This window comes from Sulfurospirillum diekertiae (assembly GCF_011769985.2).
In the GTDB taxonomy this organism is placed as follows: domain Bacteria; phylum Campylobacterota; class Campylobacteria; order Campylobacterales; family Sulfurospirillaceae; genus Sulfurospirillum; species Sulfurospirillum diekertiae.
In genome coordinates, this window is the sequence record NZ_CP039734.2 from 2,204,506 (window position 1) to 2,229,973 (window position 25,468).

Consider the following 25,468-nt stretch of genomic DNA (forward strand, 5'->3'; position numbering starts at 1 on the left):
AATTTATGTATAATTATTTTATGGAAACACTGGAAGCATTTTACAAACGAATCACCCATCCCCTGCCCCAAGACTTACATAATGGCATCGGGCACTTCAATGTCTTCACAAGGCAAGAGTGCGCTGAAATTCCTTACAGTCGCAAGGATTACTTTAAAATCACCTTTTTAAAGGGCAAACATAAGGTGCATTACGCCGATAAAACCCTGCAAAGCGACCAGTATGCCCTTATGTTTTCAGACCCGTTAGTGCCGTACAGTTGGGAGTCACTCGATGGCAAAAAGTGCGGTTATTTTTGCATTTTCACCGAAGCCTTTTTTTACAACCACGGAGCACTTCGAAGCTACCCCATCTACAAACCTGAGCACCCAAAACTGTTTTTGCTCAATGAAGCAACCGCCAAAGAGGTGGAAGCCCTTTTTGAAAAGATGCTAGGAGAAATTGACTCCACGTACGCTTACAGGGATGATCTGTTGCGTAACTGGACGATGGAGCTCATTCATATCGCCCTTAAAATGGAGCCTGCAAGAATAATTCCTGATGTGCAAAGCGATAAAAAACGCAAAATTGATACCCTGTTTAACGAACTGCTTGAAAGGCAATTCCCGATTACCTCGCCCTATGAGCGACTTGAGCTTAAAAACCCCAGTGATTTTGCCAGACTTCTTAATATTCATCCCAATCACCTCAACCGAACCCTCAAAGAGGTGAGTGATAAAACAACCACCGAGCGCATCGCACAGCGCGTTTTGGAAGAAGCCAAGATTTTACTCAAACACTCTTCGTGGAGTGTGGGTGACATTGCCTACGCCTTAGGCTATGAAGAGTCTGCTCACTTCATTAACTTTTTCAAAAAAAAGCTCAATCAAACACCGCAAAATTACCGCATTGGGCAAACCAGACTTTTTTCATAGCCCTTAAAAAGATAAAGAGATTGCTTAGAGTGCGTTAATTTTTGAAACTCAAAATTGAGTCATAGCCAAAGCTATGGCGATGTTTTTAGTTTTGAAAAGTGATGTGCTATAAGCGATACTCTTTTTTTAATGGGCTATGAAAAAAGTCTATTGTTTGATTTGCGCAATGATTCGCTTGAATGAGGCATGAAAGAAATCTTCCTTATCGTGTATGATTTCACTAGATTAAACAGATAAGGATAAAAAATGATCTCACCAAAACAGATCTACGTGATGTCGGCGGTTGCGGGCATCAATGTGGCGAATATTTACTACAATCAACCCATTTTAAATATCATCGCTCAAGATTTACATGTAAGCGCTTTAGCGGTAGGCAATCTGCCCACTTTTGCGCAAATCGGCTACGGTTTAGGGCTCTTTTTTGTAAGCCCCTTAGGAGATAAAATGGATCGCAAGAAGCTCCTTTTACTCTCGCATTTTTTATTGGGACTTTCCCTTATTGGGCTCTCCTTTGTGGAAAACATCTATGTGCTCTACGCGCTTAGCCTTTTAGTAGGACTCTTTGCCGTCTCCGCGCAAATCGTCATTCCTATGGCAGCGGCGATGAGTGGCAAAGACAAAGGTAAAGTAGTGGGTTCTATCTTTAGTGGTTTACTCACAGGCATCTTGCTTGCTCGAACACTGAGTGGTTACATTACCGACTGGTTTGGTAACTGGCATGTCGTTTTTGCGCTTTCCGCCGCGCTTGTTTTTGCCTGCATGGCGATGGTTGCCAAAACGCTTCCAAGCATTGAACCCAATTTTTCCAAAAGTTACGCATCCTTGCTCTACTCTTCCGTGTACCAACTCAAACGCTTTTCGCTTTTAAGAAGTAATGCGCTTTTGATTACGATTTTATTTGGTGTTTTTTGCTCATTTTGGACAACTCTCACCTTTAAACTGAGCCTTGCCCCTTTTAATTTCAACAGCGATATCATCGGTCTTTTTGGTGTGCTTGCCGTTGCAGGAGCACTGCTTGCGCCGTATATTGGAAAAGTGGCCGACAAGATCAACCCAACCTTTACTAAAATGCTCTCCGTGGGAATGATTGTAGTTAGTATTTTACTGATGAAGTGGTTTGATACCAGCCTCGCCGCCTTCATCGTAGCAACCCTGCTCCTTGACATCGGATTTCAAGCCGTACAGATCAATAACTTAGCGCAAATTTACACGCTTGATGAAAGTGCGCACAGCCGAATCAATACTGCCTACATGAGCTCCATGTTTGTCGGTGGTGCGCTTGGAACGTTCATTGGGGTGTATTGCTGGGAACATGGCGGTTGGGAGCTTGTGACCATTCAACTCCTAAGCTTAAGTGTTGTCTCTTTGGCCATTATTATTTACGCTGCTTTGTCTACACAACACGACAAAGCGGCCTAACCTCTTTTACATGTAAAGCTCTAAACCTTCACTTCTCATACCAAAGATTCATGGCTAAGCTGATCTTTGGTATGATTCTACTTTGTAACACTCATTACACTTTATGATTTTAGGAATACCTTTATGCCTTATACCCATGAAAAAAGATGGGCAGGTCTTGGCGCACTCTGCCTTGCCATGTCCATCATTACGCTCGACAATACCGTCCTTGATGTCGCCCTTCCCTCCATTTCAACTGATTTAAAAGCGAGTATGAGTGAACTCCAATGGATTGTCGATATTTACATCCTTTTTTTTGCCTCTATTTTAATTACGATTGGCGCACTGGGTGATCAGTTTGGGCGTAAGCGATTTCTTAAAATCGGCATTGTACTTTTTGTGCTCGCCTCTTTGGGAGCGGGACTTTCAACCTCAACGTTAGAACTGATACTCTTTCGCAGTCTGAGCGGTGTTGGCGCGGCATTCATTATGCCTTCCACTCTCTCTATCATCACGCATATGTTTACAGACTCGGATGAGCGCATGAAAGCCATAGGGCTTTGGTCGATGATCTTTGGGCTCAGTCAAGGATTAGGACCGCTCATCGGCGGTTTCATCCTAGAGTATACCTCATGGCACTGGGTCTTTTTTATTAACCTTCCTATTGGCGTGGTCGCTTTCTTTTATGCTTCGTGGATTTTGCCCGAATCGCACAATAAAAGCGCTCAAGCAGACATACTGGGGATGGTACTGTGCGTGCTGTTTTTATTTGCACTGACGTATGGCATTATCGAAGCGGGTGTGAGCAGTTGGAGTGATCAAAGCGTGCGCATCAGTCTTATCATTGGGCTGATCTTTGGCGCTTTTTTTATTTTTTGGGAGAGACATTGTATTCACGCGATGATTCCCTTTGAGCTGTTTGAAAAACGCACCTTCACGATTCCCTCTTTTGCGATCGCGTTTATTGTCTTTGGGATGGTGGGCTCTATGTTTTTCTTCTCGCAACTCTTTCAAACGGTTCAAGGTTACGGCGCTTTGGAAGCAGGTTTACTGCTTATGCCAATGACTCTGGGTGTCGCGGTAGGCTCTAAGTTTGCACCCGATGTTGTCAAAATGTATGGCACACCGCTCAGCATTGGTGGGGGTATGATCATTTCGGCACTCGGAATGGCTGTTTTTGTCTTTACGATTGATGTGCATATGCCTCTGTGGGCGATTTTAGGTGGATTTTTCATTCAAGGCTTGGGAATGGGATTTTCCATGCCACCTTCAACCGATTCGATTATGGGCTCCATTCCCAAAGAAAAAGCGGGAGTGGGAAGTGCGCTCAATGACACGACCATTGAGCTTTCAGCCGCCATGAGTATTGCCATCTTGGGCAGTTACGTTAACCGCATTTATCTTTTACATGTAAAAGAGATTGAGGTGGATTTCACACTTTTAAAAGCGCTCAAAACCTCAATCCAAGCTGCGCATACTGCCATCACTTCGCTCAATGATGACGCACTTGAGGTCAATCTTCTTCACCTTGTGGATCAAGCCTTTATTGAAGGAGTCCACCACACTATGATTTTTGGCTGTCTTATCTCTGTAATGAGTGGTCTATTAGCCATTTGGCTCTTGCCTAAAACAATGAAAAACGAAGCGCATTAAATCTTTACATGTAAAGATTTTAGTGCGCTAATCCACCGCCTAAAACACGGTACAACGTCACACGGTTACTGAGCTCTTCAAGACGCACAGAGATGAGGGATTGCTGTGAGCTATAAAAAGAGCGTTGTGCGAGAAGTGCATTCAAATAGGTATCAACCCCTTTTTGGTAACGCGCATCGTAAAGCGTGTAGCTCTGCTTGCTGGCTTCCACTAACGCTTCTTGTGCCGTATATTGATCAAAAATCGTTGCACGCCGTGCCAAAGCAGAGGCCACTTCACTAAACGCCGTTTGAATAGCAGCTTCATACGTTGCCACATACCCATCTCGTTTGGCTTTGGCATAATCTAACGTAGCATCTCTCTCGCCCGCATCAAAGAGAGGTAAAGAGATGTTAGGCACGAACGACCAGATGGTAGACGTACCGCCACTAAACAAGCCTGAAAGCGTACTTGAGCCAAGCCCACCTTTAGTTGTCAATGTAATGGAGGGAAAATATGCCGCTCTGGCGACACCAATATTGGCATTGGCGGCTTTTAGATTGTGCTCCGCTTCCAACACATCGGGACGTTGAAGTAAAATGTCCGAAGAGAGCCCCACCGGCACATCGGCTAACCAGTTTTGCGATGTCGTATCTAACTCTGTTGGTAACAAGCGTTCCTCCACACGTCCACCTACTAAAAGTTCCAGTGCAGCACGATCTTGCGCTACTTTGGTTGTATAGCTTGCGATATCTGCTTTTGCCTGTTGAACAATCGTTTGGGCACTGTACAGCGATACTTTAGAATCAATACCAAGTTCTACCCTTTTTTGAACAAGCTCTAAAGAGCGCTTTGCACTCTGCTCTGTCTGTTTAGAGAGGGTTAAAAGGCTTTGATCGGACGCATACGTCAGCCATGCACTGATGGTTTCAGCAATAAGGGTAATGCGAACCGATCGTTCTGCTTCTTCCACCCCTTTATACGTTTCAAGCTCTATTTCGCTGAGATTTCTCGCTTTACCAAAAAAGTCTAATTCGTAACTGCTGAGCCCTATCGTTGCAGAAGAACTTTGAGAAATGGCTGTGCTATTGGCTCCTGTAACGGTGCGCGCTTTGGAGCCCGATGCATCTGCTTCAATGGTCGGGAATTCAGTACTTCTTTGGATACGATACATCGCGCGTGCCGCCTCAATGTTCGCAACCGCTTTACGCAAATCACGACTTTGCTCTAAAGATTGCGCGACAACATGTGAAAGCCTCTCGTCGTGAATAAACGCTTTCCATGAGATATCCAACACGCTTTGATTGCTCTCTTTGACGTTCATTTCCCATGTGTGAGGAACGGGTGCGCTAGGGCGTTCATACTCAGGAGCCAATGAAACACATCCACTCACGAAGAAGGGGATTAACACCATGCCGATGTGATTTATTTTTACGTTACGCATCCAGAACCTCCTTTGCCAGCCGTGCCTGTCGTTTTGGAAACATTCCACGCACCAACACAAAGAAAAGGGGTACGAGGAAAATGGCTAAGAAGGTGGCACTGAGTGTTCCTCCTACAATACCCGTACCAATAGAGATACGACTGTTTGCCCCGGCCCCCGTAGAGAGGGCTAAGGGAAGAACACCTGCAATAAAGGCCAAAGAGGTCATTAAAATAGGTCTTAGTCTGAGTTTCGCACCTTCCACTGCCGCATCCATCAGGGTGGCTCCACGATTGTAAGCAGCCTCGGCAAACTCCACAATCAAAATGGCATTTTTAGAAGAGAGTCCGATGATTGTCAAAAGAGCAACTTGGAAATAGACATCATTTTCCAAACCTCGAAGCGATGCCGCAAGAACCGAGCCAAACACCCCTAAAGGAATCACCAATAAAACAGAAAACGGTACCGCCCAACTCTCATAAAGTGCCGCTAAGCATAAAAAGACAACCAAAATGGAGATGGCATAGAGTTTAACCGTCTGTCCGCTCGATAACCTCTCTTGATACGAGAGCCCACTCCACGCAAAGCTTGTGCCTGTTGGTAAAGCTTCTTGCAGTGCTTCCATCTTGTCCATCGCCACGCCTGAACTAATGCCAGAAGAAGGAGAGCCTTGAATCTCGTACGAAGCCAATCCGTTATACCGTGTTAAGCTTTGCGCGCCATAACTCCAACTCGTTGTAGCAAACGAGGAGAAAGGCGTCATCACGTCACTGCTACTTTTAACATACCACTGATCCAAATCTTCAGGCTTGGAGCGAAACGCTACATCGCCTTGGAGATACACTTTTTTAACACGTCCACGATCCACAAAATCATTGACATAATTACCCGCCCATGCGTAGTTGAGTGTCGTATCAATATCACTCAAGGAAAGCCCAAGCGCAACCGCTTTCGCCTCATCAATCTCAACTTTGAGCTGCGGCGTCTCTCCCAAACTTCCCAAACGCACCGCCGTAAACATGCCCTCTTGCTGTACCTTGTCCATCAATGTGTCACGAAAGGTTTTAAATTTTTCGCGATCGGTATCGGAGAGGGCAAGAAGCTGAAAGTCAAAACCATTGCTTTGCCCTAGTCCTTGAATTGCGGGAGGGTTGAGTGAAAAAATTTGTGCATCACGCACACAAGAGAGCTTCATCGTTGCACGATTAGAGATGGTATCGGCTCTATTTTCGACACCTGGCCTCTCACTCCAATCTTTCAGTGCCACAAACGCCATACCGGCATTTTGACCGCCACCGCTAAAGCTAAATCCTGAAATCGTAAAAATCGCTTCGGTATTATTGGATTCTTCTTCAACAAAGTAACGTTCTATCTCACGGGCAACAGCGTTGCTTCGCTTAAAGGAAGCTCCCTCAGGCAGGCTAAATTGCACCATACTATTGCCTTGATCTTCACTCGGTAAAAAGCCCGTTGGAAGACGCACCATCAACAGTGCCATCACAGAAGCAATGATGCCATAAAGAAGCATCCACCGTATCGGTGTAGCAATCACGGAGCTTACATTGCCTTTATAACGCTCAATGAGTGCATCAAATGTTGTGTTAAACCACCCAAAAAAGCCGTGCCCGTGCGTTGCAACATGCGGGGTTAACAACGAAGCGCACAGTGCTGGTGTCAAGCTCAATGCCACAATCACAGACAGTATCATCGAAGAGACGATCGTAATGGAAAATTGACGGTAAATAACCCCTGTTGAGCCTCCAAAAAATGCCATGGGTAAGAAAACGGCAGAGAGCACTGTGGCAATACCAATCAGAGCACTGGTAATCTCCCGCATCGATTTCTCCGTCGCTTCCACAGGAGAGAGTTTTTCTTCACGCATAATACGTTCAACATTTTCCACCACAACAATCGCATCATCGACTAAAAGACCGATGGAGAGCACCATGCCAAACATGGTGAGGGTATTGATGGAGTAACCAAAAACCTCTAAAACACCAAAAGTTCCTAAAAGAACAACGGGCACAGCAATGGCAGGAATGAGGGTAGCTCGCCAATTTTGCAAAAAGACAAACATAACCACGATAACGAGTAAAATCGCTTCAAAAAGGGTTTTCACCACCTCTTCAATGGAGATACGAATGAATTTGGTGCTATCCCTTGGGTACGCAACTTTGTAGCCATCTGGCATGGTAGGTTCCATCTTTGCCACCGTATTTTTAATACGATCCGCGGTGGAGAGGGCATTAGCACCGGGGGCCAACATAACGGCAAGACCCGAAGCGGGATGACCATTGAGTCTGGTGACGCTGGTATAACTTTCACTGCCCAGTTCCACGCGCGCAACATCACTTAAGCGAACAACGGCACCATTGCTATCGCTTTTAACGATGATGTTGGAAAATTCTTCAGGTGTTTGCAGTTGCGATTTTGCCGTGACAGTCGCATTGAGTTGTTGCTCATTGGAGGCGGGCAATGCTCCGATGCTACCTGCGGAGACTTGCACATTTTGTGCGGTAATGGCATTGCTAATATCAGAGGGCATCAAACTATAGGAGGCAAGTTTATTGGGATCAAGCCAAATACGCATCGCATACTGACCCCCAAAGACTTGCACCGTACCCACACCATCTAGCCGTGCAATCGGATCTTGCATGTTACTGAGCAGATAATCGGCAACATCAACCGACGTTTTCGTATCGGTGGTATCATACAAAGAGATAATCATCAAAAAGTCATTTTGAGCTTTGGTGACACGTACCCCCTCATTTTGAACAGATTTTGGAAGGCGTGTCGTGATTTGGGCGACTTTATTTTGCACTTGTACTTGTGCGGTATCGGCATCCGTTCCTTTTTGAAATGTCACATCAATGCGAGCACTTCCCGAAGAGCTACTACTCGAAGAAAAGTATAAAAGACCATCCAGCCCTGTAAGTTGTTGCTCGATAATTTGAATGACGCTATTTTCAACGGTTTGAGCAGAAGCTCCCATATACGTCGTATCAATACGAATCGTAGGAGGCGCTACATCAGGATATTGAGCAACCGGTAACGAGAGAATAGAGCCCGCACCTGCTAACATGATGACAATGGAAATTACCCATGCAAAAATGGGACGATGGATAAAAAAGTGTGCGATCATTTCGCTTTACCTAACGTTGTGGTGACATCAACCGCTTTAACACTATCACCAACACGCGCTTTATTTGAGCCTTCGACAATGACGCGATCTCCCGCATTTAAACCACTATTTACCAGCCATGTATCGTCAATAACACGATCTGTGGTTAAAACACGTTTTTCTACTTTATTCTCCGCGGTCACAATCAGTGCCGTAGCATTGCCTTTTGGGTCTCGCTGAACCCCTTGTTGTGGTACTAAAACAGCATCGGCATCAACCGCTTCATCAAGAACCGCTCTTACATACATCCCCGGAAGCAAAATGCCCTCAGGATTGGGGAAAGTTGCACGAAGCGTCACCGAGCCTGTACTTTCATCGACCGCTATCTCTTGAAATTGAAGTGTACCACTATGCTGATAGACCGTACCATCTTCCAGTTTAAGAGAGAGTGCCGCACTGCCATGGGTCACCCCTTTTTGTGCCAAAAGTGCTCTAAGCTTCAACAGCTGTGTACTAGACTGCGTCAGATCCACATAGATAGGATCAAGCACGCGTATCGTGGCGAGTGCTGTGGTTTGACCCGCCGTCACCAGTGCGCCAACTGTGTCACTTGAAGTACCGATTCGCCCGCTAATCGGTGCTTTTATTTTTGTGTATTCTAAATTGATGCGTGCACTCTGCAAAGACGCTTTTTTCCCTTCTGCCGTTGCAACCGCTTGCAAATAAGCAGCTTGGGCATCTTCCCTGTCTTGTTGAGAGACTCCATCTATTTTGGCAAGATCCGCATAACGCTCGCTTTTAAGACGTGTCGATTCAAGCGTGGCTTCCGCATTTTTAAGTGCAGCTTTCGCTTCGTCAAATGCCGCTTGATAGCTGGAAGGATCAATTTGATAGAGCACCGTATCTTTTTTAACAAAAGCACCCTCATCAAAAAGGCGCGCTTGAATAATACCGCCCACCTGCGGGCGAATTTCAGAGCTGAGGGTTGCTTTTGTACGTCCGGGGAGCTCTCTGGTGAGCGTCACACTTTGTTCACTTAAAGTATAAACACCAACTTCTGCTTGCATTGGTTTCATCGCTGACTTTGAGCGAGTATCGGAACAACCAAGCCATAAAAGGGGTAGCATAAAGAGAAGTGGTTTGAATATATGGATTATCATCACATTTCCTTGCAAAATAGTTACGGTATTTTATCCCTTCTATGTTAACCAAACCTTGCCCAAAAAGAGGCAAACCATGCTAAAATAGCGTGAAAATTATTGTATGAGGGATATGCGTGATTATTGAATGGGATGAACGTTATAGCGTGCATCATGAACTACTAGACCTTCAGCATCAAGAACTTTTCGATCTGGCAAACACCGTGCAAGGACTCGATCCCAATAATGCCGATAAGACAGAACTTTCGAAGCTTTTTAAACAGTTTTTTGACTATATGGCAAAACATTTTAAAGAAGAAGAGGCGTATATGCAAAGTATTGATTATCCTCTTTTTGAACACCATAAAAAATTTCATGAAAGCATTATTTTAGGAATGACAAAAATTCTTAAAGAGAAAAAGGGAATCGTCGAACTTCAAAAAAGCATGAAAATGATTGCTCAAAAATGGCTTGTTGAACATATTTTGGAGAATGATCTTAAAATTGAGAAGTGGCGCAAAAGCATCACCGTCAGCGAAGATGACCTTCACGCACCTCTTTCGTAAGCTTTACATGTAACGCTTAGGGGTGTGGTTTGATAACACTCAAACCAAAGAGCAACCAATCTTGCAAACCACCTCGGTACCACAACAATTTTTCCTTAGGATACCCCAGTTTGATCAACTGCGTCATTGCCAAACCAGACTGTGCACACCATGGACCATTGCAGAACAAAAGTGCTGTTTTTGCATGCGTGAAATCATACGTCTCTCCCACTTTTTTAAACCCTAATAGTTTTTGAATCCGCTCAAAATCTTCAGGAATCGAAGCATCGTATTCGATCTCATCAAAAGGGATATTAACCGCACTTGGAATGGTCATCTGTTCATACCAATCACGTTTACGTGCGTCCACTAAAATATAAGCATCAGGAGAGACATTGACTTTGTTTTTAATAAAATCCAATACCTCAAGTTCACCCACCGTCATGATACCTGGGGCAAAGATCATCGGCTGAATTTTACCCACGGTGGTGACAAAACTTTTCTGACAAGCCGCTGGTACACCTTTGCCTGCATAGTTTCCACTAAAAACATCCTCTGTATTAATTCCAACGTTAGTGCATGATGGAGAAATGGTACGCTCAATCAAAACTTCCTTCGTACTGCCATCACTCATCACATGCGTTGTTTTAACACCCGAATGTTGCAACGTTGAAAGATTTTCAGCCAAAAGGGCACCCACCCAAAAAGATAATACAAGAATAAAACGCATCGATTGCTCCTTAGAGTAAATTGGTTTATATTAACCCATTTAAAATTTAAAAGAGAGAAAGAAAATATGTTATACTTTTCCCCAAAGGATACCTATGCTAGAGCCTGCCATTACCACTTTTTTAAAAAAACATCACCTTCTCAACGTGGCTACCTGCAAAGACAATCTCCCTTACTGCGCGACCTGTTTCTATGCGTTTGTCGAGCAAAATGCCACCTTTGTCATTGCCACCGATGAGAAAACTAGGCATGGACGCGAAGCGCTGGAAAATACGCATGTAGCAGGCAGTGTTGCACTCGAGACAAAACTCGTTGGGAAAATTCAAGGGGTACAGTTTACGGGAATATTTAGAGAAGCAAACGAAGCAGAAAAAAAAGCTTATTTAAAACGCTTTCCTTACGCCATCGCGATGAATCCGCATTTATGGAGTATTGAGATTACGTATCTCAAATTTACGGACAATACACTGGGCTTTGGCAAAAAATTGGAGTTTTTTGCCTCCAATTAAGTGCCAAATCTTTTTACATGTAAAGGTTATAAATTAATCGGCTCAGTTGAACACGCCGCTGTAAAAACAACGTCGGTTGAACTGTTAAGTGCTGTCTCTGTGGAGTCTTGAATAACACCAATTAAAAAACCAATCGCAACCACTTGCATCGCAATCTCATCGCTAATGCCAAACAGACCGCATGCAAGAGGAATCAAAAGCAATGAACCACCCGCAACACCTGAAACACCTGCAGCTGCGATACTCGCTACAACGCTTAACAAAAGTGCTGTGGGAAGATCTACGGAAATGCCTAATGTATGAACCGTTGCTAATGTTAAAACAGTAATTGTAACCGCTGCACCTGCCATATTAGCGGTTGCACCCAAAGGGATAGAGATAGAGTAGGTATCTTCATGAAGTCCTAATTTTTTACACAACGCCATATTCACGGGGATATTGGCCGCTGAACTACGGGTAAAGAATGCTGTTACGCCACTCTCTCTTAGACATGTAAACACCAATGGATAAGGATTACGTTTGGTTTTAACATATACAATAAGGGGATTAAGCACAAGCGCTACAAAGACCATTGTTCCAACCAAAATAATCAGTAACTTTCCATAGCCAAAAAGTGCCGCAAAACCTGTCTCTGCAAATGTTTCAGCCACCAAACCTAAAATACCAAAAGGTGCAAGACTAATAACCGCTTGAACAATTTTCGTCATCGCATCGCTGACATCTTTCATCATCTGTTTGGTATGATTGCTACTATGGTGCAGTGCAAGACCTGCCGCAATTGCCCATGTTAACACACCGATATAATTGCCTGTAGAAAGTGCTTTAATAGGATTTTCAACCATGCTCACTAAAAAGCCCTTTACAACGGTAATAATACTATTCGGAGGGGTAAGCCCAGCATCAGAGATATTGGCAAGTACCAAAGTAACAGGGAACGTGAAGCTCACAACAACCGCGATCAACGCTGATAAAAGCGTACCAATAGCATAAAGCTGAACAATAGGCTTAATGTTCGTCTGAACACCTACAGGTTTTGTAGCAATCGCAGTTGCAACCAATACCAAAACCAAGACAGGCGCAACGGCCTTAAGTGCGCCAACAAACAGTTTTCCTAAAATAGAAACAGCCATTGCAGCTGTCGGAGAAACAAGGGCGATAACAACGCCCAAAACCATGCCAATCAAAATAAGTACAATCAGATTGCCCTCTTTGTACCTTGCGACTAAACGCTCCATAAAAACCTTCCTTACTCAAAATGTGTGTACCTAAACTAATATTTTCTTTAAAAAAACACACTAATCATATAAAAAAGGTTCTTATTTACGCGTTAAACTCCTGCACTTAGCGCATTAAATTTTTGAAGTATCAAGCTTTAACGCTTCGTTATCCATCACGCCAATTTCTGTACTTAAAATGTTGGAAGCAATACTATGCGCTTCATCCAATGAGTGCATTTTATAGGTTCCACACTGATAGACATTGAGCTCGGGAATATCGTTCTCACTCTTTACATGTAAAATGTCATTCATCGATGCTTTCCATGCATCAACTACGCGCGAAGGCTCTGGTGTACCGATCAAACTCATGTAAAAACCTGTACGACATCCCATCGGTGAAATATCAATAATCTCAACACCTTTTCCATTAAGATGATTGCGCATAAAGCCTGCGAAGAGATGCTCTAGCGTATGAATACCCCTTTCTGGCAAAATAGCGTGGTTCGGTTTACAAAAACGAAGATCAAACACGGTGATCTCATCGCCATGAGGCGTTTTCATCGTTTTGGCAACTCTGACTGCGGGCGCTGGCATTTTGACATGATCTACACAAAAACTATCCAATAGTGGCATTTAAAGTCCTTTTTTTTCTTTTTTTTTATAAAAAAGTGTACAATAATTTGCCATTCAAATTCTTTACATGTAAAGGAATACCTTGAAACGACTGCTCCTGATTGTCGTCATTTTATTGCTCTCCTATGCATTTTTTCAAAGTACCAATATTCTTCATATTACTGCTGGAGTGGCTATCTTTTTGTTTGGTATGCGAAACCTAGAAGAGGGATTTCGCTTCTTTGTCGGTGGACTCCTCGATCAATTTCTCAAAAAAATTACGCATAACCTTTACCGAAGTATTCTCTTTGGTACGGTGATTACCACACTGATGCAATCCAGTGGATTAGTGGCTGTCATTGCCATCTCCTTTATCAGTGCAGGGCTGATCAGCGTGACGCAAGGTATTGGGATCATTCTAGGTGGAAACATTGGGACAACCACTGGCGCTTGGCTGATTGCAGGGTTAGGACTAAAAATCAATATTGCCACGTATGCACTCCCCATGCTGGTCTTTGGAACTTTGTTTGTTTTTCAAGAAAATAAGCGTCTTAAAGGTATTGGTTACGCTTTGGTTGGCTTGGGTTTCTCCTTTTTGGGTATCGCTTACATGAAAGAGGGATTTGACGCATTTAAGGAGACTATTGACCTTACCCAATACTCTGCTGATGGGCTTAAAGGAATTCTACTTTTTGCATTGATTGGTATGGCTGTGACGATGATCTCTCAATCTTCGCATGCCTCACTGGTTCTTATTCTCACAGCCCTTTCCGCTTCTCAGATTACGTATGAAAATGCTATTGCCCTCACCATTGGTGCCAATCTTGGAACACCCATTACTGCCATCATTGGAGCATGGGGAGCAAGCTTCGAAGGTAAAAAACTTGCAGGTGCACATTTTTTAATGAATAGTCTCACAGGCTTTTTACTAATTTGGTTTGTACCGCAATTTATCCGTTTCATCGACTTTACTGCACCCTTTTTAGGTATTGCCGAAGACGACTATACGCTCAAACTCGCACTGTATCACACCTATTTTAATCTTATCTGCGTCCTTTTATTTGCCCCACTAGTACATGGACTTGTCATTCTTTTAAACCAGCTGTTTATCCCTAAAAAAACAGCAGAAAAAGAGAGAGATGATGTTCTGTTTATTAACGATGTAGCACTTGATTTTCCTGATACGGCACAAGCAATTCTGCTTAAAGAGACCAAGCATCTCTTTAACAATATTTTTGACATTATCGCTCAAGGAATGAGTGTTACCAAAGAAGATATTACCTCAGGTATGGAAGTAGATGATATTTTAATAAGACGCAATAAAGCTATGCATGTCAATATGGATGAGTATTATGAACTGCGTATTAAAGAGATTTACGGAAAAATTATTAACTTCGCTATTTTGGCACAAGGTAAATTCTCAGATGAGAGCAACCGACAGCTTATACCCATAAAAAATGCAACACTTGGGATGGTTGAAGCTTTTAAGGCTTCAAAACATATGCAAAAAAACATGCTTTACTATCTTGAATCAGACAATGAATACATTAGACAAGAGTATAACCATATCCGAAAAAACCTTATCAAACATCTACGGAACATGCAACTTATTATCAACACTACCGAAGAAGATGTTGCTATCTTGCTTCTCAGTAAACTTCAACTGGATGCCCAAAAATATGACATCGCAGCCAATAAATCGCTCGATAATCTCATTCGTACGAATAAAATTACTTACACCATGGCAACCTCTCTGATGAATGATACGACATACGCTTATACCATTGTGTCAGAACTGACAAAAGTCGCACATACTCTTTTCATCCATGCAGATACACAATCAAGCGAAGGTCGAGAAGCGTTGATCTTAAATGAATCCGAAATCACGGATTTAACACATTCAACCGAGCAAAGGAGCACTTCATGAACGGTTTGAAATTTATCCACTCAGTCAAAGCCTTATTTGGTATATCTACCCCCGATGAAGCGGGAACAAAAAAACAGACGATTAAAGAACTCCTTCAAAAGCTCAAACTCAGACGCATCACACTTAAAAAAGAGCTCAAAGAGGAGAGTGATCTCATCAAACGTGAAGCCATCCACGATAGCATTAAAATCATCAAAAAGCAGATCAAAAAGGGAAAGGAAATCTTGGATGAGTAGACTCTGCTTTTTCTTGCTTTTTCTCTTTTACGGTTGCGCTACAACCACTACAAATCCCCAAGAAAAAATAGGCGAAGTGTTCCAATCTCATGGGGCTACATCGTTACATTATGACTACAGCAAGGTCATTGAAAATCTTATCGTCTATAAAGAAAAACTTGACCTTCGCAATCCAAAAAGTTACAGCAAAGAGAGTCAAAGCTTCATCATTAACGAAATGCGCACCTCACAAAACAGTATTCGTATGAAATACAACGGAGTATATCTTAAATCATATGATGACTATTTGCGTATAGCGTTTGATAAAAATAGTAATATTCCCGATCGGAATGATTTTCTTGTCATTGGACTTTATAAATTGATCTGGGAGACGTATAAAATCGGAGAAGGTCACCAAATTACTACACTCGCATATGATCAAGAAGCTTTTAAAAAGCTCTACTATTACCTTGAAGTAGTTAAATGGAAAGTTAAAACGGCCAAAGATAAAAACGATACCTTCCTTTTTTTAACATGGCAAAATAACTGGCAAATCGAGTTCCAAAATAGACTGCATGCGGGAGAGCAACCCTCTTGGGAGATGATCCAAAATCTTGTATCTATCAAAAATCACAAAGAGAGCATTTTGGATCCTTCCAACTTTAATTTTGAATCATTACTCAGTCAAATAATCTTTCAAGTCAAAAATAGCGCCAGACTCATTGGAAAAGAGCCTGTAGACATTGGCATTGATGCAATGATAAGTGTGGTTCTGTTTTTATAGATATTTTTACAAACGCTTTTACGCTCATAAAAAACTCTTTGGGTTGTCTTGTACTGGGTTACGCACGCTTGTCAATGTTATTGACAGAAATACGCCTTCATCATTCAACAAAAGCTTACATGTAAACCTTGATCTCGCTCAATCTTTTCTTGTTTTTTTTTAACTATAATACGCCAAATTTAACAAGGAGCTTTTTATGGAAATCAACAATATTCAAGTGTGTAATGTCTGCCTAAGAACCAGTGAGGAAAGTGAAGGTGCTGTTTTTATTAAAGCAATGAAAAATGGTGAAGAGATTCATGTTTGTACTAGCTGTATTCCACATATTATTCATGGAAGTGGTGAGGTTGTCAAATCAAACGCACAAGTGGCAGCAGAAATTAAAAACTAAAAAAGGCAAGAAATTACTTTCTTGCCTTTACATGTAAAAGGGGCTTATTCGCCCTCTTTTACCTCAACTAATTCATTTGAAAAATCAGCACTTGCAAGACGATTTAACTGTCTCCATCTACGTTGCGCATCTTTTTTATTGTGTTCAAAGAGTGCTTGTGCATGCTCTGGATTTGACTTTTTAAGTGACGCATAACGTACTTCGTTCATCAAGAAATCATCATACAATGACCAATCAGGCTCTTTTCCCGTAATTTTAACAGGGTTTTTACCTTCAGCTTCCAAACGTGGGTCGTAGGTATAAATTGGCCAGTAACCACATTTAGTTGCAAGTTCACCTTGGTTACCAGATTTTCCAAGACCGCCCTTAATACCATGTGCAATACATGGAGAATACGCGATGATGAGAGAAACACCCGGATACGCTTCCGCTGCTTCAAACGCTTTAATCGTTTGTGCCGCAGAGGCATTAGAGTTAATCTGTGCAACAAAGACGTTACCGTATGTCATCGCAATGTAGCCAAGGTCTTTTTTCTGGCTAGGTTTTCCTGCTGCTGTAAACTGCGCGATAGAACCTGCACGAGAAGATTTTGAGCTTTGACCGCCGGTATTGGAGTAAACTTCGGTATCAAGAACTAAGATGTTAACATCTTCGCCGCTTGCGATAACATGGTCAAGTCCACCGTAACCGATGTCATATGCCCAACCATCTCCACCAAAAATCCATTGGGATTTTTTAGAAATGTACTGTTTGAGGCTTAAGATTACATCAGCACCTGCTGCTGTTGGATTTGCTTCCAATAAAGGAACAAGAAGATTGCGAATTTCAGTGCTTTTTACACGATCGTCTCTGAATTCAATCCAGTCTTTGTAGAGTGCTGCAATGGCGTTAGGTGCTGTCTTAATCGAATCATCCATCACAGAGTGAATTCTATGACGCATTGTTTCCGTAGCCACATGCATACCTAGACCAAACTCTGCATTGTCCTCAAAGAGTGAATTACCCCATGCTGGGCCATGTCCTTCAGAATTTTTGCGATACGGTGTTGAAGGAGCTGAACCACCATAAATGGATGAACAACCTGTTGCGTTAGCAATCATCATACTGTCACCAAAAAGTCTGGTTGCGAGTGTGATATAAGGCGTCTCTCCACAACCTGGACATGCGCCATGGAACTCAAAGAGTGGTTGAGCAAATTGTGCACCCTTAACCGTGCTTTTAGAGAGAATGTCATCTTTGTACGTTACTTTTTTGAAGAGGTAATCCGCATTGACTTGCTCACCGGCTTCAAGACTCTCACCGAGTGGAACCATTACGAGTGATTTTTCTTTGGTCGGGCATGCTTCTGCACATAGGTCACAGCCTGTACAATCAAGTGAAGAGACTTGGATTTTATATTTTAAGCCTTTAAGCTCTTTACCTTTGGCTTCAAGAGCATGTGCTTTAACACCTTCAGGAGCATCGGCAAACTCTGCATCATTGATAAGGAATGGACGAATAACAGCATGTGGACAAACAAAGGCACATTGATTACATTGGATACAATTCTCTTCGATCCATTTTGGAACCATAACACCCACACCACGTTTTTCATACTCTGTGGTTCCATGCTCAAAGGTACCATCTTCATAACCTTTGAAAGTAGAAACAGGTAAGCTATCCCCTCGAGCAGCATTGATTGGTTTTACAATTTTTTCAACAAATTCTGTTCCAACGTATTTGCTGTCTTCTTTTTTAACATCATCAGGAAGGTTTGCCCATGAAGGGTCAACGTCAACTTTAATCAATCCATTAGCGCCTACATCAATCGCTTTGTAGTTCAACTCAACAATCTGCTCACCTTTCTTGTGGTAAGACTTATACGCTTGTTTTTTCATAAAGGTTTGAGCTTGTTCAAAATCAATGATTTCAGCAAGTTTAAAGAACGCTGATTGCATGATGGTATTGCTTCTGTTACCCAAACCAATATCATGTGCAAGTTTGGTTGCATTGATAATGTAAAACTTAGCTTTTTTGTTCGCTAAGATTTTTTTAACACGATTTGGAATTCTTTTGACGGTCTCTTCTGCATCCCAAATTGAGTTCAGAAGGAATGTTCCATTCTCTCTAATTCCATCCACAACCTCATACAACTCAAGGTATGCAGCAACAGAACAGGCGACAAAATGTGGATTTGAAACGAGGTAAGTTGAGCGAATTGGTTTTTTACCAAAACGTAAGTGAGAGCGTGTAAAACCGCCTGATTTTTTAGAGTCATATGCAAAGTATGCTTGAGCATACATATCAGTCTCATCACCGATGATTTTAATAGAACTTTTGTTAGCACCAACGGTACCATCAGCACCAAGTCCATAGAATAAGCACTCTTTCGTTTCAGCATCGCCCAAACTAATTTTTTCTTTGACGTCAAGTGATTTAAAGGTAACGTCATCAACGATACCGATGGTAAAGTCATTTTTCGGGTTTTCTAATTTGAGGTTTTCATAAACAGCTAGCATTTGTGCTGGATCAACGTCTTTTGAAGAGAGACCATAGCGTCCACCCACAATAATAGGAGCATTTTTATGACCATAGAAAGCCGCTCTCATATCAAGGAACAATGGCTCACCGATAGATCCTGACTCTTTGGTTCTGTCTAATACAGCAATTTTTTTAACGGATTCTGGCATAACGTCCATCAAGTATTTGATACTAAATGGACGGTAAAGATGGGGTGTGATCAAACCAACTTTTTCACCTTTACTCATTAAATAATCAATCGTCTCTTTCAAACACTCTGTTACAGAGCCCATTGCTACAATAATACGATCTGCATCTTTGGCACCATAATAAGTGAAAGGTTTGTACTCACGTCCTGTCTCTTTTGAGATTTCTGCCATATAGTGCGCTACGATGTCAGGCAATGCGTCATAAAATTTATTTTGTGCTTCTCTGCCTTGGAAATAAATATCGTCGTTTTGTGCTGTTCCTCTTGTTTTTGGAGACTCAGGATTGAGCGCTTCGTCACGGAAACGTTGTACTGCTTTTTTATCAAGTAATCTATCAAAAACGGCATAATCCATTACTTCAATTTTTTGGATCTCGTGTGAAGTTCTGAAACCATCGAAAAAATGCATAAAAGGAACTCTTCCTTGAATTGCTGATAAATGAGCAACTCCAGCTAAATCCATAACTTGTTGAACAGAACCTGATGAAAGCATCGCATAACCTGTTTGACGGGCAGCATAAACGTCCTGATGATCGCCAAAAATAGAAAGTGCATGGGTAGCGAGTGTCCGAGCAGCAACATGGATAACACTTGGAAGTAATCCACCTGCCATTTTATACATATTTGGGATTTTAAGTAACAGTCCTTGAGATGCTGTATACGTTGTCGTAAGTGCACCGGCTTGAAGAGAACCATGTACAGTTCCGGCAGCACCACCTTCACTTTGCATCTCAACAACTTTTACGGGCATACCAAATAAGTTTTTTTTGCCTTGACTTGCCCAAATGTCAGTAAAGTCCGCCATTGGGGAAGAAGGTGTAATTGGGTAAATACCAGCAACTTCGGTAAAAGCGTAAGATGCGTATGCAGCAGCTTCGTTACCATCCATAGTTTTCATGACTTTAGCCATTAAATGCCCCTTAATTTATAATATCATTCATATATTCATCTGTGATGATTTCTCATTCTACTTAGCATTCTCTTAATAACTCATAAATGAAAAAAGTTAAGAACTGTTACATTAACTACTATTTTCGCAACATTATTTACCAATTTTATAACAAAATCATCACTGTTCAGCAATCATTTTAACGGCATCAAGCGCATCACGAACAACGAAAGAAGTATGCTTTTCAAGTTCGTATTTTGTGCTGTAACCACACAACACACCAATACCTTTAATGCCCGCCTCTTTAGCACAAATAAGGTCCATTGGAGTATCGCCTATCATCCAGGTTTGTTCCAAATCAGCATTGAGTGCTATTAGTGCTTTTTGAATAGGTTCAGGGTGTGGTTTTGGGTGGGTCACGCTTTCTCGTCCAATCAAGACTTTAAAATGATGCATAACACCTAAGTGCTCCAAAATCTCTTCGGAATAACGTGCCGTTTTTGTCGTCACAATGCCCAGAGTCGCAATTTTAGAAGCATGCCTAATTGCCTCGATAGCAAGGGGTAAAAGTGTTGTTTTTTTACGAGAAATAAGCCTGTAATGCTCTTTATAAGCCATAACATAATCATCAGCCTCCAAAGAGTCAACTCCCAACATAGTAAACATCAAATCCAAAGGATGCCCGATCAACTTTTTGATCTGTTCATCTTCAGGGATAACACGTCCAAATGTTTCATATGCGACCCCAAAACTTTCCAAAATAGCGTCTGTTGAGTCGATCAATGTACCATCTAAATCAAATAAAATCGTTTTCATTTTTTCATTAATCCTTCTTTTACATGTAAAGTATTATTATAACCCAAACTGCTAGTAAAACAATAAAGCTTCTTGTTGTACTAGCAGTTTGGGTTAATTTAAACACTTTAAATAGTTATGAGTAAAAGTATTATCAAATTTATATCATTTTTGTGTAATACAACATATAATTGAGTAATGAATGTTTATTTTAATTTAAGGAGGTTTAGAATGGGCGCTTTTTTAAAACAGTATGGCTTGTTTGTATCTTTGATAATTTTATGTATTATCATTGCATTGCCAACACCAGAGGGACTAACCATAGCAGGGCATAGAATGCTAGGTCTTTTAGTTTTCTCTGTTATTCTTTGGATGACTGAATGTACTTCTTATCCAGTGAGTGCAGCGATCATCATAACATTGATGGTATTACTTCTTGGTTTTGCACCAGACATGGCACAACCGGAAAAATATATCGGTACATCTAAGGCATTGACAATGTCATTAGGGGGATTTTCCAATACGGCTTGGGCATTGGTTGGAGCGGCTCTTGTTATTTCTATTGCCATGATGAAAACAGGACTTGATAAAAGAATTGCTCTTAATATTCTCTCTTTAGTTGGCGCCAAAACAAATCGCATTTTAATCGGCATCATTTTGACAGGGTGTATTCTTAGCTTTTTTGTACCATCAACTACCGCTAGAGTTGCGTGTATGGTACCGATTGTTATGGGTGTCATTTCAGCTTTTGGTATCGAAAAACGTACTAAATTTGCAGCCGTTTTAATGATAGCGATTGCACAAGCTGATAGCATTTGGAATGTGGGTGTCAAAACGGCCGCTGCACAAAACATGATTGCAACGAACTTCATTAAACAGATTTTAGGACATGACATTAGTTGGGGTGCATGGTTTGTTGCGGCTTTACCTTTTGCCGTTTTGATGTCTATTGCACTTTATTTTGTTCTTCTAAAAATCATGCCACCTGAAGTCAAAGAGATTGAAGGAGGAAAAGCCGTTATTAAACAAGCACTGGAAGCTTTAGGAAAAATTACAACACAAGAAATCAAACTTGTTATCATTTCTGTATTTTTATTGCTCTTTTGGGTGTTGGAGCAGAAAACGTTTGGCGATTTTGGCATAAAAGGTGATTTGGAAAATACGTTAATTCATCGTTTTGACACTTCCTCTATTACTGTTGTCGCTGTTACGTTGATGTTTTTACCTAAAATTGATATCTTAACGTGGGAAGATGCCAGTAAAAAGATGGCTTGGGGAACACTTTTCTTGTTTGGAGTGGGTATCAGTTTAGGAAGTGCTATCATATCAACAAAAGCGGGTGTTTGGCTAGCAAAGTCCATCGTTCCATTTTTTGGACTTTCATACTCTTCTGCATTTATGATACTGGCTATTTTGGCACTTTTTTTGATCATTATTCATTTAGGTTTTGCATCAGCAACCGCTTTGGCAGCGGCCATGATTCCTATTGTCATATCCATGCTACAAGAAGTTAAAACACCGGGACTCAATATCATTGGCATGACCATGATTTTACAATATGTTATTAGTTTTGGTTTTATTTTACCTGTCAATGCTCCACAAAATATGATAGCCTATGGAACCGATACCTTTACGGTAAAAGAGTTTATTAAGACGGGTATTCCACTGACAATTATCGCTTATGGCTTGATCTTGTTGCTCGCTGCAACGTATTGGAAATGGATAGGACTTGTTTCATAGACAAGAGATGGTTTTTAAAATTATGACAAAAATCTAAAAATCTACCAACCACAAAATTTTTATACGTGTTGGTAGATTTTGTTGTTTTAAAAATGATAGACTTTCATAACCTTAAAAAGGAGAAACATGTTATCCAAAAAACTGATTCTTTTGGCACCGCTTTTGCTGTGTGCTGCGAATTGGCAAGATGCGGTCAATACTGCTGTCAGTGCCACATCCACATCCAAAACAACTGCCTCAAGTAGTTCAACAACCTCGCAAAGCAGTGCCACTTCAGGCGTCAAAGAAGCCCTGAGTCTTGGTGCCCAACAAGCCGTTTCACTTTTGGGAAAAGAAGGAGGGTTTTTAAATAACAGTGCTGTCAAAATTCCACTGCCAGCATCCATAAAACCCGTTGCCACTGCGGCAGAAAAACTAGGTGGGAAAAGCTATGTAGACGACTTTGTTAAAACGATGAACAGTGCTGCATCAAAATCAGTTCCAAAAACAGCTTCTATCTTTAGTGATACGATTTCAGCCATGAGTATTGAAGATGCGAACGCCATCGTAAAAGGTAGTAACACAGCGGCAACCGATTACTTTAAAACTAAAGCTGGGACAAAACTTCTCAGTGCCATTATGCCGATCATCAAAGAGAGTATGAACGAGAGTCAAGTGATGAGCTCTTATCAAAGTCTTAAAGGTTTTGCAGGCGGTAGTAATCCAGTAGCGGGCGCTTCAAATAATGCTTTAATGGGACAAGCTTCATCCATTGCAAAAGGATTGGGCATGGGGGATTCAGTGCCAAGTGGAGATGAGAGTATTGAAGATTATATTGGTCGTAAAACACTGGATGGTCTTTTTTATATGATCGCAGAGAAAGAAAAAGCACTTCGTAGCAATCCACTTGCAAGTGGGAGTTCAATCATCCAACAAGTATTTGGAAAATAATTACGCTTCGGGTAAGAGAGGGTGAGGAATACTTATCCTCTTTTCATCAAACGCCAATTTTACTTTTTCAAAAATATCAAAACTGACAATAGAATAATCTTCCGTTTTGACCCACACACGCACAATGAGTTTCACACTATTTTGCGCTAATTCGCCAACAGCTACAAAAGGGGAAGGTTCATTAAGGACTCTTGGCTCGTTATCAACAATCTCCTGCAATGTCACTTTAGCAAGGCGAAGATCATCTTCATAACCAATATTAAAGGTCATATCAATACGTCTGGTTGCTTTAGCGGAAAAGTTGGTTATATTTTTACCAATCACAGCAGAGTTAGGAATGATAATCTGTTTATTATCTGCTGTTTTAAGAATGACGCTAAAGAGGTTCAACTCTTCAACTGTGCCATTTTCACCAGCGATTTGTACAGAATGTCCGATTTTAAAAGGACGGAAGAATACCAGTAAAATACCAGCACCTACATTAGAAAGTGTACCTTGAAGTGCAAGACCTATTGCTAGTCCTGCTGTTCCCAGAACGGCTAAGAAGGAAGTGGTGTTAATGCCTAGGTTGCTTAACGCTGCTAGGATTATCACCACCAAAAGACCAAAATAGATCACATTGGAAAAGAAGCTGGTAATCGTCTCATCAATCTTTGACTTGCGCATCCCTTTAACAACAACGGTTGTTAAAAGAGAGGCTATTTTTTTACCGATAAAAAAGATCAGTAAAGAAGCAATTACTTTCACTCCATAAAGAGTAACAAAATTGACAACGACTGCCCAGCTCAAATCCATATGCACGCTACGATCCTAAATTATTTTTTGAAAACGGCGTCAACTCTTCTGTTTTCAGCACGTCCAGCATCTGTATCATTTGAAGCAACAGGTTTACTCTCACCAAATGCCTCTGTAGTTACTTTTGCTGCAGAAACGCCAAGGCTTTCAAGTGCTTTAGCAACTGCTTTTGCACGTTGGTCTGAAAGTTTCATGTTGTATGCGTCGCTACCTTTAGAGTCGGTATGACCTTCAAGAACAACACTGTATCCTGGGTTTTGTTTCATAAAATCAGCTACTTTTTGAATCTCAGGCATAAATGCTGGTTTTACAGTTGATTTGTCGAAATCAAATTGTACATGTAAACGAATGATTTTTGGACAACCATCAGCGTCAACCACAGTACCTTTTGGAGTATTTGGACATTTATCTTTATCATCTGTTACACCATCGCCATCGCTATCAACTGGAGCTTTTACGACAACTGGAGCTGGTTTTGGTTCAGGTTTAACAACGGCAACTGGAGCAGATTTTGCACCAAATGGAATGGTAAAGCCTAGGCTGTAGAACATTTCATTGTCGCCACCTTGGAATTTAATGGCATGACGAACTTCAGCTTTAAGCGCAAAATTATCCGTTACCCAGTATTTTACACCACCACCGTATTGTGCAAACATGCTATCTCTGTTTTCAAGTTGTGCATTTGTTACATCTTCATAACCAAGACCGACTAAAGCATACAATGCAGCTTCTGGAGTAATTTTGTACTCTTTAACCAAGTTAGCATAGTAACGATTAAAATCTGTACTGTCTGTTCTACCCGCTTTATAGTCAACATTATCTGATCTATCGTAACCAAGTTCAACTTGATTGATAATCGTGTTGTCAAGGTTGATACCAAATCTCAAACCATAAGTCAATTGACTTTTAAGATCAAGATTGCCCTCTGGTAAAACACCACCAATAGTTGGTGTTACCTCGTAATTGTATGCAGTTGGTGCTGCAAATGCCAAAGATGCTAATGCCGCCAATGAAAATAAAGTTTTTTTCATTTTTATTCCTTTAAACTAATATTTC

At 41.5% G+C, this 25,468-nt stretch carries 21 protein-coding genes; 11 read left to right on the forward strand and 10 right to left on the reverse strand.

Features of this window, described 5'->3' with window-relative positions; translation table 11 throughout:
* The first annotated feature begins 20 nt into the window (after positions 1–20).
* The 3 genes from FA584_RS11250 (at position 21) to FA584_RS11260 (ending at position 3,965) form a co-directional block, all read left to right on the forward strand.
* On the forward strand, positions 21–914 hold the full coding sequence (locus tag FA584_RS11250; RefSeq protein ID WP_167749515.1) for a helix-turn-helix domain-containing protein: 894 nt from the start codon (positions 21–23) through the stop codon (positions 912–914).
* Positions 915–1,160: 246 nt separating this feature from the next.
* A complete protein-coding gene (locus tag FA584_RS11255; RefSeq protein ID WP_167749516.1) occupies positions 1,161–2,333 on the forward strand; it encodes an MFS transporter in 1,173 nt (390 codons plus the stop codon).
* Between the two features lie 123 nt (positions 2,334–2,456).
* Positions 2,457–3,965 (forward strand): MFS transporter, encoded by a 1,509-nt coding sequence (locus tag FA584_RS11260; protein WP_167749517.1) that lies wholly within the window; start codon positions 2,457–2,459, stop codon positions 3,963–3,965.
* Between the two features lie 19 nt (positions 3,966–3,984).
* Here the strand turns inward: FA584_RS11260 and FA584_RS11265 are convergent, their stop codons facing one another.
* Genes FA584_RS11265 through FA584_RS11275 form a run of 3 tightly spaced genes read right to left on the reverse strand, consistent with a single transcriptional unit; the run spans position 3,985 to position 9,648 of the window.
* Positions 3,985–5,388, reverse strand: coding sequence for an efflux transporter outer membrane subunit (locus tag FA584_RS11265; RefSeq protein WP_167749518.1), 1,404 nt, complete (start codon positions 5,386–5,388; stop codon positions 3,985–3,987).
* The gene (locus tag FA584_RS11270) at positions 5,381–8,509 is read right to left on the reverse strand and encodes an efflux RND transporter permease subunit (RefSeq protein WP_167749519.1); all 3,129 of its coding nucleotides are present in this window, start codon (positions 8,507–8,509) and stop codon (positions 5,381–5,383) included. Before FA584_RS11270 ends, FA584_RS11265 begins: the two co-directional genes overlap by 8 nt.
* The gene (locus FA584_RS11275; protein WP_167749520.1) at positions 8,506–9,648 is read right to left on the reverse strand and encodes an efflux RND transporter periplasmic adaptor subunit; all 1,143 of its coding nucleotides are present in this window, start codon (positions 9,646–9,648) and stop codon (positions 8,506–8,508) included. The genes FA584_RS11270 and FA584_RS11275 overlap by 4 nt, the downstream gene beginning before the upstream one ends.
* Positions 9,649–9,764: 116 nt before the next feature.
* Here FA584_RS11275 and FA584_RS11280 point away from each other — a divergent pair, with 116 nt between their 5' ends.
* A complete protein-coding gene (locus tag FA584_RS11280; protein ID WP_096047318.1) occupies positions 9,765–10,193 on the forward strand; it encodes a bacteriohemerythrin in 429 nt (142 codons plus the stop codon).
* A gap of 16 nt (positions 10,194–10,209) precedes the next feature.
* Here the strand turns inward: FA584_RS11280 and FA584_RS11285 are convergent, their stop codons facing one another.
* Positions 10,210–10,902 carry a rhodanese-like domain-containing protein gene (locus tag FA584_RS11285; RefSeq protein ID WP_167749521.1) on the reverse strand — a complete coding sequence of 231 codons (693 nt, stop codon included), beginning with the start codon at positions 10,900–10,902 and terminating at the stop codon, positions 10,210–10,212.
* A 94-nt stretch (positions 10,903–10,996) separates the two neighbouring features.
* Here FA584_RS11285 and FA584_RS11290 point away from each other — a divergent pair, with 94 nt between their 5' ends.
* Positions 10,997–11,410, forward strand: coding sequence for a pyridoxamine 5'-phosphate oxidase family protein (locus tag FA584_RS11290; protein WP_167749522.1), 414 nt, complete (start codon positions 10,997–10,999; stop codon positions 11,408–11,410).
* A gap of 26 nt (positions 11,411–11,436) precedes the next feature.
* Here FA584_RS11290 and sstT read toward each other — a convergent pair whose 3' ends face one another.
* Together sstT and luxS are read right to left on the reverse strand one after the other, a co-directional pair.
* Positions 11,437–12,645: a serine/threonine transporter SstT gene (sstT, locus tag FA584_RS11295; protein ID WP_096047321.1), complete on the reverse strand. Its 1,209-nt coding sequence runs from the start codon at positions 12,643–12,645 to the stop codon at positions 11,437–11,439.
* Between the two features lie 114 nt (positions 12,646–12,759).
* Entirely contained in the window at positions 12,760–13,260 is a 501-nt protein-coding gene (luxS, locus tag FA584_RS11300) for an S-ribosylhomocysteine lyase (RefSeq protein WP_096047322.1), read from the reverse strand.
* A gap of 82 nt (positions 13,261–13,342) precedes the next feature.
* Here luxS and FA584_RS11305 point away from each other — a divergent pair, with 82 nt between their 5' ends.
* From FA584_RS11305 to FA584_RS11320, 4 genes are all read left to right on the forward strand, one after another.
* Positions 13,343–15,166 carry a Na/Pi cotransporter family protein gene (locus FA584_RS11305; protein ID WP_167749523.1) on the forward strand — a complete coding sequence of 608 codons (1,824 nt, stop codon included), beginning with the start codon at positions 13,343–13,345 and terminating at the stop codon, positions 15,164–15,166.
* Entirely contained in the window at positions 15,163–15,402 is a 240-nt protein-coding gene (locus tag FA584_RS11310; protein WP_167749524.1) for a hypothetical protein, read from the forward strand. The genes FA584_RS11305 and FA584_RS11310 overlap by 4 nt, the downstream gene beginning before the upstream one ends.
* Positions 15,395–16,165: a hypothetical protein gene (locus FA584_RS11315; RefSeq protein WP_167749525.1), complete on the forward strand. Its 771-nt coding sequence runs from the start codon at positions 15,395–15,397 to the stop codon at positions 16,163–16,165. Before FA584_RS11310 ends, FA584_RS11315 begins: the two co-directional genes overlap by 8 nt.
* Positions 16,166–16,361: 196 nt before the next feature.
* Positions 16,362–16,556 (forward strand): hypothetical protein, encoded by a 195-nt coding sequence (locus FA584_RS11320; RefSeq protein WP_096047326.1) that lies wholly within the window; start codon positions 16,362–16,364, stop codon positions 16,554–16,556.
* A 44-nt stretch (positions 16,557–16,600) separates the two neighbouring features.
* Here FA584_RS11320 and nifJ read toward each other — a convergent pair whose 3' ends face one another.
* Together nifJ and FA584_RS11330 are read right to left on the reverse strand one after the other, a co-directional pair.
* The gene (gene nifJ, locus FA584_RS11325; RefSeq protein WP_167749526.1) at positions 16,601–20,173 is read right to left on the reverse strand and encodes a pyruvate:ferredoxin (flavodoxin) oxidoreductase; all 3,573 of its coding nucleotides are present in this window, start codon (positions 20,171–20,173) and stop codon (positions 16,601–16,603) included.
* Positions 20,174–20,332: 159 nt separating this feature from the next.
* Complete coding sequence (locus FA584_RS11330) at positions 20,333–20,968, reverse strand: HAD family hydrolase (protein WP_096047328.1); 636 nt, start codon at positions 20,966–20,968, stop codon at positions 20,333–20,335.
* Between the two features lie 210 nt (positions 20,969–21,178).
* Here FA584_RS11330 and FA584_RS11335 point away from each other — a divergent pair, with 210 nt between their 5' ends.
* Both FA584_RS11335 and FA584_RS11340 read left to right on the forward strand, forming a co-directional pair.
* Positions 21,179–22,687 carry an SLC13 family permease gene (locus FA584_RS11335; protein WP_096047329.1) on the forward strand — a complete coding sequence of 503 codons (1,509 nt, stop codon included), beginning with the start codon at positions 21,179–21,181 and terminating at the stop codon, positions 22,685–22,687.
* A 126-nt stretch (positions 22,688–22,813) separates the two neighbouring features.
* Positions 22,814–23,617: a DUF4197 domain-containing protein gene (locus FA584_RS11340; protein WP_096047330.1), complete on the forward strand. Its 804-nt coding sequence runs from the start codon at positions 22,814–22,816 to the stop codon at positions 23,615–23,617.
* Here the strand turns inward: FA584_RS11340 and FA584_RS11345 are convergent, their stop codons facing one another.
* Both FA584_RS11345 and FA584_RS11350 read right to left on the reverse strand, forming a co-directional pair.
* Positions 23,618–24,412, reverse strand: a complete 795-nt coding sequence (locus FA584_RS11345; RefSeq protein WP_167750634.1) for a mechanosensitive ion channel family protein — start codon at positions 24,410–24,412, stop codon at positions 23,618–23,620.
* Positions 24,413–24,432: 20 nt separating this feature from the next.
* Positions 24,433–25,443 carry an OmpA family protein gene (locus FA584_RS11350; RefSeq protein WP_167749527.1) on the reverse strand — a complete coding sequence of 337 codons (1,011 nt, stop codon included), beginning with the start codon at positions 25,441–25,443 and terminating at the stop codon, positions 24,433–24,435.
* Positions 25,444–25,468 lie beyond the last annotated feature (25 nt).

Excerpts from the sequence above, each read along its gene's own strand:
- FA584_RS11250 (WP_167749515.1), top strand. The coding sequence starts at position 21 with ATGGAAACACTGGAAGCATTTTACAAACGAATCACCCATCCCCTGCCC.
- FA584_RS11255 (WP_167749516.1), top strand. The coding sequence starts at position 1,161 with ATGATCTCACCAAAACAGATCTACGTGATGTCGGCGGTTGCGGGCATC.
- FA584_RS11260 (WP_167749517.1), top strand. The coding sequence starts at position 2,457 with ATGCCTTATACCCATGAAAAAAGATGGGCAGGTCTTGGCGCACTCTGC.
- FA584_RS11265 (WP_167749518.1), bottom strand. The coding sequence starts at position 5,388 with ATGCGTAACGTAAAAATAAATCACATCGGCATGGTGTTAATCCCCTTC.
- FA584_RS11270 (WP_167749519.1), bottom strand. The coding sequence starts at position 8,509 with ATGATCGCACACTTTTTTATCCATCGTCCCATTTTTGCATGGGTAATT.
- FA584_RS11275 (WP_167749520.1), bottom strand. The coding sequence starts at position 9,648 with ATGATAATCCATATATTCAAACCACTTCTCTTTATGCTACCCCTTTTA.
- FA584_RS11285 (WP_167749521.1), bottom strand. The coding sequence starts at position 10,902 with ATGCGTTTTATTCTTGTATTATCTTTTTGGGTGGGTGCCCTTTTGGCT.
- FA584_RS11290 (WP_167749522.1), top strand. The coding sequence starts at position 10,997 with ATGCTAGAGCCTGCCATTACCACTTTTTTAAAAAAACATCACCTTCTC.
- sstT (WP_096047321.1), bottom strand. The coding sequence starts at position 12,645 with ATGGAGCGTTTAGTCGCAAGGTACAAAGAGGGCAATCTGATTGTACTT.
- luxS (WP_096047322.1), bottom strand. The coding sequence starts at position 13,260 with ATGCCACTATTGGATAGTTTTTGTGTAGATCATGTCAAAATGCCAGCG.
- FA584_RS11310 (WP_167749524.1), top strand. The coding sequence starts at position 15,163 with ATGAACGGTTTGAAATTTATCCACTCAGTCAAAGCCTTATTTGGTATA.
- FA584_RS11315 (WP_167749525.1), top strand. The coding sequence starts at position 15,395 with ATGAGTAGACTCTGCTTTTTCTTGCTTTTTCTCTTTTACGGTTGCGCT.
- FA584_RS11320 (WP_096047326.1), top strand. The coding sequence starts at position 16,362 with ATGGAAATCAACAATATTCAAGTGTGTAATGTCTGCCTAAGAACCAGT.
- nifJ (WP_167749526.1), bottom strand. The coding sequence starts at position 20,173 with ATGGCTAAAGTCATGAAAACTATGGATGGTAACGAAGCTGCTGCATAC.
- FA584_RS11330 (WP_096047328.1), bottom strand. The coding sequence starts at position 20,968 with ATGAAAACGATTTTATTTGATTTAGATGGTACATTGATCGACTCAACA.
- FA584_RS11335 (WP_096047329.1), top strand. The coding sequence starts at position 21,179 with ATGGGCGCTTTTTTAAAACAGTATGGCTTGTTTGTATCTTTGATAATT.
- FA584_RS11340 (WP_096047330.1), top strand. The coding sequence starts at position 22,814 with ATGTTATCCAAAAAACTGATTCTTTTGGCACCGCTTTTGCTGTGTGCT.
- FA584_RS11345 (WP_167750634.1), bottom strand. The coding sequence starts at position 24,412 with ATGGATTTGAGCTGGGCAGTCGTTGTCAATTTTGTTACTCTTTATGGA.
- FA584_RS11350 (WP_167749527.1), bottom strand. The coding sequence starts at position 25,443 with ATGAAAAAAACTTTATTTTCATTGGCGGCATTAGCATCTTTGGCATTT.